The sequence below is a fragment of the Terriglobales bacterium genome (assembly GCA_035567895.1).
Lineage (GTDB): Bacteria > Acidobacteriota > Terriglobia > Terriglobales > Acidobacteriaceae > Gp1-AA112.
The window spans coordinates 1-15,320 of record DATMPC010000028.1; the positions used below are offsets into that span (position 1 = coordinate 1).

Annotated in this window: 17 protein-coding genes; 5 read left to right on the forward strand and 12 right to left on the reverse strand. The window is 56.1% G+C overall.

All coding sequences use genetic code 11. The annotated features are described in order from the left end of the window. A partial coding sequence (locus VNX88_06960; protein ID HWY68387.1) for an SDR family NAD(P)-dependent oxidoreductase occupies nucleotides 1–398 on the reverse strand: 398 nt, incomplete at its 3' end. 91 nt (nucleotides 399–489) lie between these two features. Here VNX88_06960 and VNX88_06965 point away from each other — a divergent pair. From VNX88_06965 to VNX88_06975, 3 genes are all read left to right on the forward strand, one after another. After that, nucleotides 490–1,404, forward strand: a complete 915-nt coding sequence (locus VNX88_06965) for a LysR family transcriptional regulator (GenBank protein HWY68388.1) — start codon at nucleotides 490–492, stop codon at nucleotides 1,402–1,404. A 371-nt stretch (nucleotides 1,405–1,775) separates the two neighbouring features. Further along, the gene (locus tag VNX88_06970) at nucleotides 1,776–2,198 is read left to right on the forward strand and encodes a peroxiredoxin-like family protein (GenBank protein ID HWY68389.1); all 423 of its coding nucleotides are present in this window, start codon (nucleotides 1,776–1,778) and stop codon (nucleotides 2,196–2,198) included. Between the two features lie 68 nt (nucleotides 2,199–2,266). Further along, nucleotides 2,267–3,313 carry a succinylglutamate desuccinylase/aspartoacylase family protein gene (locus tag VNX88_06975; GenBank protein ID HWY68390.1) on the forward strand — a complete coding sequence of 349 codons (1,047 nt, stop codon included), beginning with the start codon at nucleotides 2,267–2,269 and terminating at the stop codon, nucleotides 3,311–3,313. A 31-nt stretch (nucleotides 3,314–3,344) separates the two neighbouring features. Here VNX88_06975 and VNX88_06980 read toward each other — a convergent pair whose 3' ends face one another. From VNX88_06980 to VNX88_06990, 3 genes are read right to left on the reverse strand one after another with little or no spacing between them, the layout of a single operon-like run. Next, nucleotides 3,345–3,983, reverse strand: coding sequence for a hypothetical protein (locus VNX88_06980; GenBank protein ID HWY68391.1), 639 nt, complete (start codon nucleotides 3,981–3,983; stop codon nucleotides 3,345–3,347). After that, nucleotides 3,980–6,139 carry a xanthine dehydrogenase family protein molybdopterin-binding subunit gene (locus VNX88_06985; protein ID HWY68392.1) on the reverse strand — a complete coding sequence of 720 codons (2,160 nt, stop codon included), beginning with the start codon at nucleotides 6,137–6,139 and terminating at the stop codon, nucleotides 3,980–3,982. The genes VNX88_06980 and VNX88_06985 overlap by 4 nt, the downstream gene beginning before the upstream one ends. After that, nucleotides 6,136–6,606 (reverse strand): (2Fe-2S)-binding protein, encoded by a 471-nt coding sequence (locus tag VNX88_06990; GenBank protein ID HWY68393.1) that lies wholly within the window; start codon nucleotides 6,604–6,606, stop codon nucleotides 6,136–6,138. The genes VNX88_06985 and VNX88_06990 overlap by 4 nt, the downstream gene beginning before the upstream one ends. A 259-nt stretch (nucleotides 6,607–6,865) precedes the next feature. Between VNX88_06990 and VNX88_06995 the strand changes: the two genes are divergently transcribed. Beyond that, the gene (locus VNX88_06995) at nucleotides 6,866–7,489 is read left to right on the forward strand and encodes a DUF1080 domain-containing protein (protein HWY68394.1); all 624 of its coding nucleotides are present in this window, start codon (nucleotides 6,866–6,868) and stop codon (nucleotides 7,487–7,489) included. Here the strand turns inward: VNX88_06995 and VNX88_07000 are convergent. From VNX88_07000 to hemG, 3 genes are all read right to left on the reverse strand, one after another. Further along, on the reverse strand, nucleotides 7,455–9,047 hold the full coding sequence (locus VNX88_07000) for a sodium:solute symporter (protein HWY68395.1): 1,593 nt from the start codon (nucleotides 9,045–9,047) through the stop codon (nucleotides 7,455–7,457). The two genes, VNX88_06995 and VNX88_07000, sit on opposite strands and share 35 nt — an antisense overlap. Continuing rightward, nucleotides 9,044–9,235, reverse strand: a complete 192-nt coding sequence (locus tag VNX88_07005; protein ID HWY68396.1) for a DUF3311 domain-containing protein — start codon at nucleotides 9,233–9,235, stop codon at nucleotides 9,044–9,046. Before VNX88_07005 ends, VNX88_07000 begins: the two co-directional genes overlap by 4 nt. 470 nt (nucleotides 9,236–9,705) lie before the next feature. Continuing rightward, nucleotides 9,706–11,124, reverse strand: a complete 1,419-nt coding sequence (gene hemG / locus VNX88_07010; protein HWY68397.1) for a protoporphyrinogen oxidase — start codon at nucleotides 11,122–11,124, stop codon at nucleotides 9,706–9,708. 295 nt (nucleotides 11,125–11,419) lie between these two features. Between hemG and add the strand changes: the two genes are divergently transcribed. Next, nucleotides 11,420–12,457: an adenosine deaminase gene (add, locus tag VNX88_07015; protein HWY68398.1), complete on the forward strand. Its 1,038-nt coding sequence runs from the start codon at nucleotides 11,420–11,422 to the stop codon at nucleotides 12,455–12,457. Here add and VNX88_07020 read toward each other — a convergent pair. The 5 genes from VNX88_07020 to VNX88_07040 form a co-directional block, all read right to left on the reverse strand. Next, entirely contained in the window at nucleotides 12,433–12,846 is a 414-nt protein-coding gene (locus VNX88_07020) for a hypothetical protein (protein ID HWY68399.1), read from the reverse strand. The genes add and VNX88_07020 overlap by 25 nt on opposite strands. Beyond that, nucleotides 12,843–13,103, reverse strand: a complete 261-nt coding sequence (locus tag VNX88_07025; protein HWY68400.1) for a hypothetical protein — start codon at nucleotides 13,101–13,103, stop codon at nucleotides 12,843–12,845. The genes VNX88_07020 and VNX88_07025 overlap by 4 nt, the downstream gene beginning before the upstream one ends. Nucleotides 13,104–13,261: 158 nt before the next feature. Further along, nucleotides 13,262–14,113, reverse strand: a complete 852-nt coding sequence (locus tag VNX88_07030; GenBank protein ID HWY68401.1) for a hypothetical protein — start codon at nucleotides 14,111–14,113, stop codon at nucleotides 13,262–13,264. Between the two features lie 192 nt (nucleotides 14,114–14,305). Next, nucleotides 14,306–14,749 carry a biopolymer transporter ExbD gene (locus VNX88_07035; GenBank protein HWY68402.1) on the reverse strand — a complete coding sequence of 148 codons (444 nt, stop codon included), beginning with the start codon at nucleotides 14,747–14,749 and terminating at the stop codon, nucleotides 14,306–14,308. 43 nt (nucleotides 14,750–14,792) lie between these two features. Further along, entirely contained in the window at nucleotides 14,793–15,266 is a 474-nt protein-coding gene (locus VNX88_07040; GenBank protein ID HWY68403.1) for a biopolymer transporter ExbD, read from the reverse strand. Between the last annotated feature and the right edge of the window lie 54 nt (nucleotides 15,267–15,320).

Consider the following 15,320-nt stretch of genomic DNA (forward strand, 5'->3'; position numbering starts at 1 on the left):
ACGATAGAGCCGCCCTTTCGAATTTGTGGACTCCCGTATTTGACCGTGGCAAGTGCAGACCAATAACGCAGTTCAAATGCGCGTCTCGCCTGCTTGAGATCTGTCTTAGCAAGCTCGTTCAATTGCAGGCTGTCACCTGCAGTGAAAACCAAGTGATCAAAGGTGCCAAGGTTCGTAAAAAAACTTTCCACAGCCTTTTCGTCGGAGACGTCAACCGCCTGTCCCCGTGCTTCTCCTCCGATAGATTTGATGGCTTCCTGAACGCGTTCTGCACTGCTGGAGACGATCACAACGTCGGCCCCCTGCGATGCCGCCTCTTCGGCGACTGCCAAGCCGATCCCCGACGACCCACCTACGATGACTACCTGCTTATTCTCGAAACCGTTTTCTCGTAGCATTGAATCCTCCGTCTGTGCAGTTCTGTTGACTCACACAGCTTCAGATGCGCAGACATACGTATGCGAGTCATGCATAATAGGCATTATGTCTATGCGTCTAGAGAAATTGCGTCAGGCTGATTTGAATCTCCTGGTTACGTTCGCTGCGATCGCCGAGGAGAAAAGCATCACCGCGGCCGGATCCCGCCTGTTCCTCAGCCAGCCCGCCGTGAGCCGGGCCCTGCAGCGGGCACGCGCGATGTTTCAGGATGACCTTCTGGTTCGGTCGCCGCACGGCTTCGAACTGACTATGCGAGGTCGAAAGATTCTCGACGAGTTGGAGGGACTACTACCTAGGATGGAGAATCTCGTTGCGCCGGCTCTGTTTGATCCCCTGCGAGAGAAAAGCCATTTCCGCATCTCGGGCCCGGATAATGTTTGTACAGTGGTACTCCCGCGCTTGTGCCGGCAGTATGCGAACGGACGCTATCAAGTGCAGTTTGAATTTCTTCCATGGCAGAGTGGCATCACGGAGCTCGTCGAACATGGGCAGCTCGATCTTGTTCTCCGCAATGATGAGGGGCTCCTGCCATCGCACTTCCAGTTGGAAAGGCTCTACAAAGAAGATTGGATTTGCGCTGTGGCGCGCGAAAGCCACTTTGGCGACCGGCTGATACTTAAGCAATATCTGGCCGCGAGCCACATCGTGGTTTCCCCCTATGAAGGCGTGCAAACAATTCCAGACAAGCAACTGGCCGCTCTCGGTGCAAAACGCAGCTCTTGTATTCGGGTGCCTTACTTCGGAGTGGCGCTGCAATGCCTTCCGGGCACGGAACTGGTCCTTACGCTAACTGGCGGCATGACATCAGTTATCAAACGCGACCGCAGGTTGCGGCTCGTGAAGGCGCCACAAGAATTGCACGCGTTTCATTTCCTCATGGCCTGGCATCCGAGGCTCAACTCCGACCCGCGTCATGTATGGCTTCGTGGTGCGATGCGATCAACAACCGGGGCTCTGGATGGGTAAGCGTACTAGGAAAAATGTCAGTTTTATTGATTTTCCGAATTTCGGACGGCTCCAACAAGAAAAGTAATGAGAAGTCGGCATAGCGGAAGTGATCGCCGGTTCGGCCCCCCGCGCAAAAAACGCGCGAGGGATGACAGTCTTGAGGGTGGATTCGTCTCAAGTAATAGTCAAACTGACTCCTCACTCAGCGTGTGCTTGACAGTCTGAATTCACGGCTTGAGAATCCGTGAATGTCTTTCAGCGCCAGGCTGGCCGAGATTGTGCTGCCGGATACTGACGGCCACCAGGTGAAGTTGGGTTCCCTGTGGGCGGATAGTCCGGCTGTCATTGTGTTCCTAAGGCACTATGGTTGAATCTTCTGCCGTGAGCACGTGGCTCAGTTGAGCGCCAATCAGCAAGCATTCATCGCGAAGGGTGCGCGTCTGGGATCGATCAGCTTGGGCGATATGAACTACGCGCGCATCTTTCGCGAAGAGACAGGCATCACCTTCCCCTTGTTGGTCGATGAGCAACGGCAGGCCTACGAAGCTGTCCAGCTCCAGCGGGCATCTGTCCTGCACATCCTTCGCAAAGACAATGCGATTGCCCGCAAACGCGCGAAAGAAGCTGGCCATCGGCAGCACCGTTTTGGAAAGAATCCTTTTCAGCTCGGTGGTAGCTTCGTCTTCGGCCCCGGCAATGTAGATCGATACGCCCACACCAGCAAGACATTTGGTGACAACGCCCCCATTGCCGAACTCCTCGCTGCGCTTTCCTCCCAGCCTGAAGTGAAGCAGCACGAAGCTGCAATCTGAAGCTGCCCTTTTGGGAGCTGTGCGCTATCCCCTGTTCGCTGTCACCTGTTTTCTGTAACCTATGCGGCATGCGAACTTCCCTGCTCGGAGTTGTCCTCTCTCTGGCATGCGCTTTGCCTGCGTGTGCCGCAACTTTTTCTGTTGGCACTGCGACTGCGGAGTCCGGCCAGAAAGCGACCGGCTATCTCGAAGTCCCTGCGGGATCGGATCCCGCCACGAACATTCCGGTGGTCGTGGTAAATGGAGGCAAGCCAGGTCCCACTTTGGCACTCGTGTCTGGAGCGCATGGAACAGAGTATGCGTCCATCATTGCGCTGGAGAAGGTCATCCAGACCATCGATGCAACCCAGGTGTCGGGAAAGCTGATCATCGTTCCACTGGTGAACCTCAGCTCCTTCGAGAAAAAAGTGCCGCACGTGAATCCGATCGACGGCAAAAGCATGAACCGCTTCTATCCTGGGAATCCGAATGGCACGCAGACAGAGCGAGCATCCTGGCTGATCACGAAAGAAGTTGTGGAGAAGTGCGACTATCTCATCGACTTACACGGCGGCGACCTCGACGAGAGCCTGCGCCCATATTCGTACTGGTCAAAGACAGGAAACGAACGTCTTGACAGCGCCTCGCACGGAATGGTGCTCGCCTTTGGCCTCGATCACATCATCGTCGTAACCGATCGGCCAAAGGATCCCAGCGCATCCCGCTATCTAGATAGCACGGCTAGCACTCGTGGCAAGCCTGCGATTGCTGTGGAGGCAGGCTATTCCGGAACGACCGAGCCGGAGGATGTGCAGAAGCTGGTTGATGGCTGCTACAACGTAATGCGATATCTGAAGATGCTTCCGGGCGCTGCGCCGACGGTCGAAAACCCAGTCTGGCTCGGCAAAGTTTCAAGTGTGACCAGTCCGAATGCAGGATTCTTTTATCCACTGGTGAGGCGCGGTACCTATGTAGCTGAGGGAATGAAGATTGGTTATGTGACCGACTATTTTGGCAAGACAGTATGGGAGGCGCGTGCACCTACAGCCGGCGTAGTTCTTTACATCTGCTCGGTACCGTCAATGAAAAAGGACGACAACGTCGCCAACATCGGACAGATCACGACTCAGCCATAGGCCGAGACGTGCCGCAGTTCCTGTCTGCGTCTTACAACTTTGCCGCTCTAGTTGTATCGGTCGGACATGGCGCACCTGCGGCCTGCCATGCTTTTACTTTTGAGACGAACTCGTCGTGAGGCATTGGAATTGCATTCCTGCCTTCACCCGGATTCCAACCCCACATCACTAGCTTGTCTTCAGTCAGGTGTTCTACGAGTTGATCGAGGTTCCTATTTTTGTTTTGCTTCGGATCTTTGATCGACCGACAAACCTGGGCGTCTGTCAGGCCTTGCCAGATCATCGGCGTGCTTGCAGGAGGCAGCCCCCAGTTCGGCGCGCCGGGTGGTAAGTGTGCACCCGCGAGATTGTGGTCCTGATGACAAGTAGCGCACTTTTCCGCGGTGACACCGTGGCCATCGGGTCCGCGGCGTACGTTCATCGCATGAGGATGACCATCGTCGCCCTGCCGGGGGAAGTTGCCTTGTGAGTGACAATTCATGCATCGAGGGTGCCGCAGTACTGAGACGAAGGACAAAAACAAGTCGCTGTTCCCTGCACGTGAAGCCGCGTTCCGGTCAGTCTTCCGCGCGGCTGCCGATTGCGAAGACCAGCTTGCGCCGCCCAAAACAAGAAACGCAGTCAGCGCGATTGTCAGGGAAATGCGAGCAGATTGACGCAGGTGATTCATACCGCCTCCGTCATGCGAATCGGCAGTTTGCGAATTCGTTTCCTGGTCGCGGCGAACACTGCGTTGGCGATGGCCGGCGCAGTACATGGCACGCCTGGCTCCCCAATTCCGCCCGACTTCTCGTTGTTCTCCACGATGTGCGTCTCTATCTCAGGACATTCATTCATGCGCATCACTGGGAAGGTATGGAAGTTGGTTTGTTGCAGACGTCCACCATCGAACGTGAGCTCCTGGAACAGGGCAGCCGAGGCTGCGTAGATCGCGCCACCTTCCGTTTGCGCCGCAATGATCCCCGGATTCACATAGCGTCCGCAATCGATCGCGCATACCAATCTGTGCACGCGAACGTTTCCTTCGGCGACCGACACTTCAGCCACCTGTGCCGAATAGCTTTCAAACGACGCGTGGACTGCGATCCCACGCGCTCGACCCTTGGGTAGCGGCTTCCCCCAACCTGCTTTTTGCGCAGCCAGGTCGAGCACACCCAGGTGACGTGGATGCTTTTGCAAAAGATCGCGGCGGAACTGGTATGGGTCTTTGCCGGCCAGGGTAGCAAGCTCATCAATAAAGCATTCTGTGGCGAAACCGGTGTGGGAGTGTCCCACCGATCGCCACCACTGGACAGGCACTTGGACCTCTGCTTGATGAGACTCTACTCCCAGATTGGGAATCTCATAAGGAAGATCGTCAACGCCCTCGACCGAAGCAGGATCGTAGCCCTTCTTCGTCATACCCATCGCTTCCGCGAACATTGTTCCGGCCATGATCGATTGCCCAACCAGCCGCGACCGCCAACTCACCGCCTTCCCACTTGCATCGACACCGCCCACAATAGCGTGCAGGAACGCCGGACGATACCAGCCTCCTTCCATGTCATCTTCCCGCGTCCACACCACCTTCACAGGAGCCCCAGCCGCCTTGGCCACATGGACCGCTTCTACAACGAAGTCCGATTGCGGATTCGCTCGACGGCCGAATCCTCCACCGAGGTAGGTGGTCTGGATCTGTACTTTTTCCGGCGGGAGTCCCGCGACTTTGGCCGCATTCATCCGATCGACGGTCTGAAATTGCGTTCCGGTCCAGATCTCACAGGAGTCTGCCCGCAAGTCCACCGCGCAATTCAGGGGCTCCATCATGGCGTGCGGAAGGTATGGAACTTCATAGACCGCTTCAATCTTCTTGGCGGCCGAGGCAAGCGCAGCTTCTGGATCGCCGTCTTTGCGCACGCTTTTTCCCGGAGACTTGGCCTGCTCGCGAAACTGCTGCATCATCTGCGCGGTGTTGAAGCTGCTCATTGCGCCCTCGTCCCAGTCCACCTTGAGCGCGTCACGAGCCACCTTTGCCTGCCAGAACGAATCGGCAATCACTGCCACACCCGACGGCACCGCGACAATCTTGCGCACACCCGACATGCCTCGTGCACGCGAATCATCAAAATTCCGAACCTTTGCGCCGAAGATCGGAGGCCGCGCAACGACTGCGGTCAGCATGCCGGGCTGCCTGACATCCAGGCCAAAAATGGCCTTGCCATTTACTTTCTCGGGAGTGTCTAGCCGGCTCTTGGCCTTACCGATTATCTTGAACGTCTTTGGATCTTTGAGTGCCACCTTCTCGGGTGGTTTCATCTTCGCTGCAAGCTCTGCCAACTGCCCATACGTCAGCTTGCGGTTTGCTCCGTCGAGCACCGCGCCTGAGTCGGTCCGTACTGTCGCCGGATCGGCGTTCCACTTCTGCGCAGCAGCGGCGATCAGCATCGCGCGCGCAGCCGCCCCTGCATTGCGAAATTGCTCGAAGCCCGAGTACACACTGGAGCTTCCGCCGGTCATTTGCATGCCGAAGATAGGATGGTTGTATTTCGGATCCACCGGAGCGGGCTCAAAGCCTACATTCTTCCAGTCTGCGTCGAGTTCCTCTGCCAGCAACATAGGCAGGGATGTGTAAACCCCCTGTCCCATCTCCGAGTGGTTTACGATCACAGTTATGCGTTCGTCGCTGCCTATGCGCACGAAGGCATTCGGCATGAAGCTGGTGGTTGAAGCCTCCTGCGCGAACGCGTCTTTTGCTCCGTTGGGAATATAAAGACCAACGAGCAGGCCACCGCTTGCCGCCAGGGAAAACTTCAGAAATTCGCGACGTTCCAAAAGGGGAGTGCTCATTTGGCGCCGCCTTTCGTCATCATTCCGGCAGCTCGGTGAATCGCCTTGCGGATTCGGGGATACGTGCCGCATCGACAGATGTTTCCAGTCATCGCCTCGTCGATGTCTTCGTCGGTAGGCTGGGGCTTCTCGCGCAGCAAGACTGCCGCGCTCATCAATTGCCCCGACTGGCAGTAGCCGCACTGGGGAACATCCTCGGCGATCCAGGCACGCTGCAGTGGATGGCTCAGGTCAGGAGACAGTCCTTCGATGGTCGTAACTTTCTTTCCGGCCACGCGCGACACCGGAGCGACGCAGGAGCGCAAGGCTTCGCCATCGAGATGCACCGTGCAAGCGCCGCACTGGGCCATGCCACAGCCGTACTTCGTCCCGGTTAAGCCCAGGCTGTCGCGCAGCACCCAGAGGAGAGGAGTTGAAGGATCGACGTCCACATCAACGCGCCGATCATTCACAGTAAAAGAGATCATGGGAACGCCTCCTTGAAGAAAAGAGGTACGGCAACGCGGAGCAAGAGCATTAGTGTACTCCCATGAATCAACCTGCTGTGTGGACCGGTGCATTTTCTCGAGGCACCGCATTTTCGGCTATCGAACTGAGGCCCAGTAATCTGTCGCGCGTTGCATAATCGGGACTTCAAAATTTCGCTCTTCGGGGACCGCATCTGAAATGCACAGATTTGCCGCAGCCTTATTTGCCGGAAGCATGATGCTCTGTAGTTGTTCCGAAATGAGAGAGTCGAAGGCCAAACCTTCTGTCCGTTACCAGAGCATGGTCCTAAACCCACTCTTTGACGGCAAGACGCTCAACGGATGGAGCGGCGATCCGACGATCTGGTCGGTAAAGGATGATGCAATCCACGGGATCACGGAACATGGAGGGCAACTCATCCTCTCGAATGGAGATTACTCAGATTTCAGGCTCATTCTGAAGTCACGGCTCGTCAGCGAGAAGAATCATCTGGGCGTCTGCTTCTGGGGCGAGCGCAAGACGGATTGGGGATACGGTAATTGCATTCTTGTGATTCCTCCCACTGGCGGCATGTGGGATTACCACCCTGGGAAGAAAGGTCCACCGCGCGAGAAGCTGCCACATCCGGACTTCGATCCGGGTGCCTGGCACGAATCCGAGATTCTGGCTCATCTCAAGACGGGAACTATCCGGATGGCGGTGAATGGGGTCGAAGTCACGCGCTACACCGATGAAGACGCAACGCGCCTCCGTAGGGGACCCATAGGATTGCAGATTCATGCTGGAGCGTCAGAGGTGGAGTACAAGGACATCAGGCTTGAGCTCGATCCAAAAGAGGACCGATTAATTACCGTGAGACCTTCGGCGCCGACTGCTCCGTAACCAGACGCTCCGACGAAAGTTCGATTTGAGGATCACTGTCGTCGTAATCGGACGCAGATGTCTCGTCACGGCGCTCGCTGCTGCTAAAGGCATTTAGTAGAACAGTGAGGACAGTCGCAACCAGCAGGTTGAGCGCCAGCGCGTTTACGGCTGCGTACGAGGAGAACGTCCGGCCTCCAATACGCAACGGGAATACCGCCGTGAGCTTCTGCGAGATCACCATCGCAGTGCCCGCTGCCATCCCCACTGCCCAGCCGAGTAGTAAAGCAGCCGGGCGAAACCAGCTCGTGAAGAGTCCGAGAATCACGGTCGGGAGCGTTTGCACGATCCAGATTCCGCCAAGCAATTGGAGGTTAATCGCATACTGCGTAGGCAGGAACAGGACAAACAGTAGACCAGCAACGCTGAGCAAGAGCGAGAGCAGCTTTGCCAGTCGTGCTTCTTTGCGCTGTGAAAGATTGGTCCATAGATACTCACGACAGATGTTGCGCGTAAACAGACTCGCAGCCGCGATCGACATGATGGCGGCAGGCACGAGCGCTCCTACCGCAATGGCTGCAAAACAGAATCCTGCAAACCACGGGGGAAATATCTTCAGGAACAATGCCGGTACCACGTAGCTGGAAGATGTAACTGATACTCCAGCCGCCAGCGCACCGTAGCCCAATAAGGCCAGCATTCCTAGCAACAAACTATATGCAGGCATCAGTGCCGAATTGCGCTTGATGACGGCCGCGCTGGAGGAGCTAAGAACCGCTGTGATGCTATGCGGATACAGGAATAACGCCAATGAGGAGCCCAGAACCAATGTTGAAAAAGGCAGATACTGGCCTGGTCGCAACACTAACGATGCCGGATTGGGCCGGTTCGCCAATGCTGTCGCGGCGGAGTGGAAGATGTTTCCGTAGCCGCCGAGCTTCATCGGAAGCCATATGATCGCTGCAAGAACGACGATATAGATCATCACATCCTTGATGAAGGCAATGCTCGCCGGTGCGCGGAGTCCGCCCGTATAGGTGTATCCGAGGAGTAATCCAAAGGCGATGACCAGCGGCAACTGTCCAGTCCATCCGCTGCCGCTCAGACCTAACGCGCCAACCGAAACCTGAATCCCAATCAACTGCAGCGCGATGTATGGCACAGTAGCGAGAATTCCGGTCACGGCGATAGCCAGGGCCAGCCAATGATTGCCGTATCGTCCACGCACGAAATCAGCAGCCGTTACGTAGTGATGCTTCCGGCATACCGCCCAGAGCCTCGGCATTGTGAGGTAAGCGAAGGCAAAGGATACGGTGCTGTATGGCAGCGCGAAAAAGCCTGGCGCTCCGGTGCCATAGACTAGCGCTGGAACCGCGATAATCGTGTAGGCAGTAAATAGATCGCCGCCCAGCAGGAACCACGTGATGACGGTTCCGAACCTGCGTCCGGCGAGTCCCCACTCCTCGATCAGGTTGAGATCCGCGCGCTTCCAGCGTGTGGCCATAAACGCGACTGCGCTGATGACGATGAGGAAGAAGGTGAAGACGGAAATCGCCGTCCAATCGAGTGTTGTCCTCATCGGCCGCTCTTCCGGTACACCAGAAATGTGATAGCGGCGCTAAGCGGAATCCAGAGGAACTGGTACCAGTAGAAGAATGGAAAGCCCCAAACGACGGGGTTTATGCGCGAGTAAAGCGGCGTGCACAGAAGCGCGATGAAAGGGATCGCGAGCAGTAAGAGCCACTTCCGTTTGGTTGCGGCAGCCATCGGCACTGCCAACGATACTGGCAATTCGAGTTTTTGGGGAGATGCCTGAGAGGCTGCAAGTTGCCGAACCGCGAGTCGCAGCGCGCAAAGTGACTTAAGTTACTTTGCGGCCTCGGCCACGTGGGCTACTCTGCTGCTTAGGTTCCGGCGACAAAGGGTGGCCGCGAGAACGTCATCATTCGACGGCAGGCCCGTCAAAGTTTCTAACGGCTAGGACAACAAAACGAACAGCAGACAAGCGACTGGGCGGACTTCGGTCCGCCCGATTTTTTTGCGCTTCCACTTTGCCGACCATTAACACCAAGACCAAAACCTCACGCGGATGAACGCGGATTTTACGGATTCACGCAGATTTTTTTGGGGAGTGTGAGATTGAAAGGGACTGCGGCACGCCTCACGCACCCCGCCGAGGACGGCCAGATCCACGTTTTGCGCCTATGTGCTTATCGCTAATTGCTTGTCGCTGCCTTTTACGCCAGCGCGCGCTGGGAGCGCATCCGTCGCATGATGGCGTCAGCGGCGGCGCGTCCCGTGCGCACGCAGTCGGGGATTCCGATTCCGTGGTAGGCATTGCCGCTGAGGTGCAAGCCGGGGAAACGCTGCATGTGCATTTCCAGGCGTGCGATTCTCAGCAAGTGTCCAACGCCATACTGGGGCATAGCCTTGTGCCATTTAAAGACACGCACGAGTTGCGGCTCGGCGTCAATGTTCAGGATCTCGCGCATTTCGCGGCGAGCGATTTCAGTAATCTGTTCCTTCGTCTGATCCAGAATCTCGGGATCTCGTGAGCCGCCCATAAATACGCGAATGAGCGCAGTGCCTGCGGGAGCTCGGTTCTCGAATTTGTTATGAACGAAGGTACAAGCGATCATGCGCTTACCTTCCTTGCGCGGGACAAGAAAGCCGAAGCCCGGCGGTAGCGCGATAGCGGCAGCGTCGTAAGCCAGGGCGACCGTTACAGCGGAGCTATAGGAGATTTCCTGCAGCAGCTCAACCGGACGCTCCGAACCGGGGAGCTCGGCAATCAGTTTGGCGCTGGCATGCGCGGGGAGAGCCAGGATCACATGATCGAAGTCTTCAGTGGTCTCTCCGAATCTAAGCCGCCATCCATCCTCTTGGGCCGTCAGCCCGTCGACGATGCGAGAAGGACGCAGTGACTCTCGTTGTACTTGTCGAACGATCGACTCCACCATGCGCTGCATACCATCCCGCATCGAGGTGAAAAGGGGCTGTGGAGGAGCACTCTTGTGCTGCGATGATCTGGCCGCCAACGCACCGCGCACAAGACTGCGGTGGCGACACTCCATATCCACCATTAGTGGCAGGGTCGCACGGACGCTGAGCGCAGAGGCGTCGCCGCCATAGATGCCAGTCAACAGCGGATCGGCCAAGCGGTCCACCAACTCAGAGGTGAAGTGCCGGGAAACAAAGCTGGCAACGCTTTCATCGTCGTCTGCTCCGAGTGGCTGCGGTGGCCAGAGATATTCTCGTGCCATGGTTAGCTTCGTTTGGCGGGAAAACAGCCGCGACGTCAGGACGGCCCCCATCCTTGTGGGCACCATCATCTGCATCCCCGGGGGAATCGGTTCGAGACGTCCGTTGATCAGAATGTAAGTCTTGCGGTCCTCATCGCGAGAGCCGATGAGTTGAGAGGAGAGGCGCAGATCGTCACATAGCTCGCGTGCCCACGGCTTCGTGCTTAGAAATGAATCGGGACCAGCTTCAATAATGCATCCATCGATCCGCTCGGTCTGGATTGCTCCGCCGAAGCGCGACTCCGCCTCAAGGACGGTGAACGACAGCGGAGCCCCACGACGACGTTCCTGCTCGAGATAAAAAGCGGTCGTCAGACCAGAGATACCACCGCCAACGATAGCTACACGCGTCACCGCAGGAATCCTACATCCGGCGCGAGAACCTGGCTATCCGGCAAACAAACTATGGACTCAAAGGGTTATGCGTGCATGTATCCCAGCAGCGAGAGAACCATCGTGACGATGATGGCCGCCATCAAGATACGATCATTCCAGGGGGACGAGATAGATTCGGGTTCGCGTTTCGCCTGGAACTGCATGTTCGTCTCCTGGAACACCACATTGGTACAACATCTGATTAACATGGAAATGAGAAAGTTGCACGTAATCAGAAGTAATCCGCGTTTCAGATACAGTAACCGTATTGGTGATGGCGAACCGCACCTTAATCCGTGCCCTGCCCAAGGCTGAATTGCACTTGCATCTCGAGGGTACCGTTACCCCGGAAGCTCTCGCTGAGCTCAGCCGCCGCCACGATAGGAATCCTCTCACCCTCGAGGAGGCTACTCGGTTGTACGAGTATGCCGACTTCAACGGATTTCTCATGGCCTTCAAAGCCGTTACCGAGCGATTGCTTACCTCGGAGGATTTCGAGCTCATCACTTATCGCATCATTGAACGCCTGCATGAGGAAGGAGTACTCCATGCTGAGGTCTACGTGTCTGTTGGTGTCGTTCATTGGCGCCAGCAGGAGTTTGAGCCTCTATTTGAAGGGATGGAACGGGGGCTAGAGCGCGGCCAACGAGACTTCGGCGTATCGGTCCTTTGGATCTTCGACGCGGTTCGTCACTTTGGAGTAGAGCCGGCGAAACGGGTTTTCGAACTGGCAATTCAATACAAAGACCGACACGTGATTGGAGTTGGCCTAGGCGGGGACGAAGTCCGGGGGCCGGCCGAACAATTTCGCGATCTGTATCGATACGCGGCGGACAATGGCCTGCGGCTGACAGCTCATGCGGGAGAAAGTACCGGACCAGAGTCTATTTGGGCGGCGTTGAATATCGGCGCTGAGCGCTTGGGGCATGTCCTGAGCGCCGTGCGCGATCCCGAACTAATCGAAGTACTGGCGCAGCGCCAGATTCCAGTAGAGATATGCATTTCCAGCAATCTCCGCACCGGCTGTTTGCCCAACATTGACCAGCATCCGGTGCGTCGGCTGTTCGATGCTGGGCTTCTCGTGACCCTGAACACTGATGATCCGGCGATGTTTCATACCTCTCTGACTCGCGAATATGAACTTGCCCAAGATGTTTTCGGGTTTACCGATGAGCACGTCCGCGAGCTCGCGCGGAACTCGCTGGAAGCGTCATTCTTGGCTGCCGAGAAGAAGGTACTGATGCTCCGAAAATTTGACAAGGAGGTCGAGAGGTCAGAGGTGTCGCTTCAGGAGAGAATTTCGAATGAATAGTGGCGGTGTCCGCTACGCCAGCGATACGCCTCGAAATCGTTGCGATCGATAGTGAATACCTTACGCGTTCGGAGCGACTCAGCGGCTACGACCAGGGAAGCATCGGCAAGATCCATCGGATGATCGGCATATAACTCCATCAGCTCGAAGGCCCGGACAAGGGCCGGCTTGGTAAAAAACCAGATCGATAGACCGCCGCCGGAAATGAATTCCCGAAGCCGGTCAGCGCCGCGGCTCTGAGGTTGCAATAAGTGAAAGGCTTCGGTTAACACTGGGATCGTGGAATTGATAGGTTCGTGAATGCCTTCAAGTGTTTCCGCGCACTGCCGATGAAGAGAATCCTGCGGATCGAACAACGCAACGAGCGGGCCTGCATCGATTAGAATCACCGCTTGAATTTCTTCTTCAAGGCTCGACTAACTCCGCGGCGAACCTCAGCGGAAGAGTCGTTAGCCCAACCACCAGCTCCGAGATCGAGACTCTTGTAAACATCGTAGGGTCGTCGCACAGCTTCTGATGCGACCCGTTCCCGAAACGCCCTCAAGCCATGCTTGAGCGCTTCGGAAATCGGCAGACCGGTGGCCTCACGGATTTCCTGCAAGACCGCTTCAGCCTCTTCGTCGAGTCTCACGGTTCGAATCGCCATATTCTGTATTACATACCGTATTACAGATCAGGCCAGAGGGTCAAGATAAACCTGCGGTGCACTCACCCTCAGTCGAAACGCGTTGGTAACAGGGCTGTGCCACAAAAGAATAAACCCCTCGCAGAGCGAGGGGTTTTACTAGGAGCCGTTCTTCCTGGCTACTGAGTCGGCTTCGGCTGGTCGAGGACGATTCCACCGGGGCCCTGCTGTTTTTCGGCTTTGGCCTTTTTGGTTTCCATCGTCTTCTTCACCCAGTCGTCTGCCGTCGCCAGATCCTGTTTGCGCGCATCGGAATCGCCGCACTCAAGGTCGGCCTTCTCACGGAACAGCAGATTCAAATATGCCATGGCATCGTCATAGTCTTTACGAAGCTCAATTGCCTTGTTTAGATCGTCGATGCCTTCCTGCACTAACTGCTGGTTCTTCCCTTGAAGGTCAGAACAGAGCTTCTTGTCCTTGATGGGCTCGTCCGCTCTGATGCCGGCGCCGGTCTTGGCGTCCATGCGACGCTTGTAGGCTTCGGTCCAGTCAATCACGGCAACGGAGTAATAGGCTTCAGGGTCACTGGGATCGCTCTTGATCACCTGCGCATGATAATCCTTCGCCTGATCGAGGTACTTCAACTTGTCTTCCGGCTTGCTTGCGCCGCTTGCCATATTGAAGTAGAGCGAAGCGATGCCTTTCAGGCTCCCGATTTCGCCGGGATTCTTCTCGAGCTGCTTCTTGAATTCATCAATTGCCTGGTTGCAGTTCCGCGTATTTTCAGGAGTATCTACTCCAGGAACGCACTGCTGGGCATAGGCCGTGGCCAAATAGAGCCGGGCTACGGAAAGATTCGGATCGAGGCTAACCGCGTTTTTGAAATGTTCGATAGCGGCGTCATACTGCGCGCTCCGATAGGACTGAACACCCTTATTCAGTTGATCTCGGGCTCTGAGCTTGTCGCATCCAACCCCAGTCAGTGACGCGGCAATCGCGAGCACTACTAGGAAACGTCCGCTTCTGTTCATGAAGTCTTCCCAGCTCCTTGAAGAGCAAAAACTCAAAAATATATGCCGCGATTTGATCACGGCATTGTACAACGTGGCTTTCAGCGCTCGGCTTTCCGCCTTCAGCCCAGTCTTCGTTCTCGAACACCAAAAGAAAGAGTTCGTGGTGCCGTCACGCCGCTTCGCAGCTGAATGCCGAGTGCTAACTCTGCCTTACTGCCCTGCTTCGATCTTCGCCGTAATCAGACCGACTTTGTCGACGTTAGACGCATGCGCGATATCGATGACCTGCGCCACATCGGAAAATGGAACGTCGTCATCGCCTTTCACGAACATTATTCGCTCAGCTCGCGTCTTGAAGATGTCAGACAGGCGAGTCTGGAGTTCATCCCAGCTAACTGGATCCTGGTTGATCTTCAGCGTCGGACGTTGTCCTGGAGCCGCCTGAACCACCTGGACTACGATAGTTCGATCATTGGGCTCCTGTTGCTTCTGCTTATCCTTGGGAGGCTGAGGGACCAAGGCATCAAGACCGCGAGGAGTCAGCGGAGTGATCACCATGAAGATGATCAGCAACACGAGAAGCACATCGATAAGTGGCGTTACGTTGATATTTGCTGCGGGACCTCCACCGTGGTCCCCGACTGCCATTGCCATATAAAACCCTTTTCCGTTCTACCGGTGCCGGCAGAACCTGGAATTATTCACCGCCCGCCTGTCCAGTCGCTCCCGGAGGCGTCTTGCGCTCAGCCAAAGGCTGCCGCTGCTCCGTCAAAAGACCGAGCTGATCGACACCAGCGGATCGGACGTTGTCCACAACTGCGACCACGCTGCCGTACTTTGCGCGCGCGTCCGCTTTAACGTAAACGCGCTTATCAACCTTGTTAGCGAGTCGATCTCGTACCTTGTCGCTGAGCTGATCGGCACCGATCAAATCGTTGCCAAAGAAAACCTTATTGTCGCGAGTAACCGCGATCAGAATCGCGTCTTCCTTATCGGCATCCGGCATCTGCTCAGGATTCGTGGTCTTCGCGAGTTCGACTGCGCGACCGTGCTGCAGCATCGGCGTGATGACCATGAAAATGATCAGGAGTACCAGCATCACGTCCACCATCGGCGTTACATTGATGTCGGAATTGACCTTTTTACCTTCGTCTCGTTTTGCTAAAGCCATTGTGTTTGCCTATTCTCGATTTCGATACGCACCATGGTAGAGACCAGCATGCTG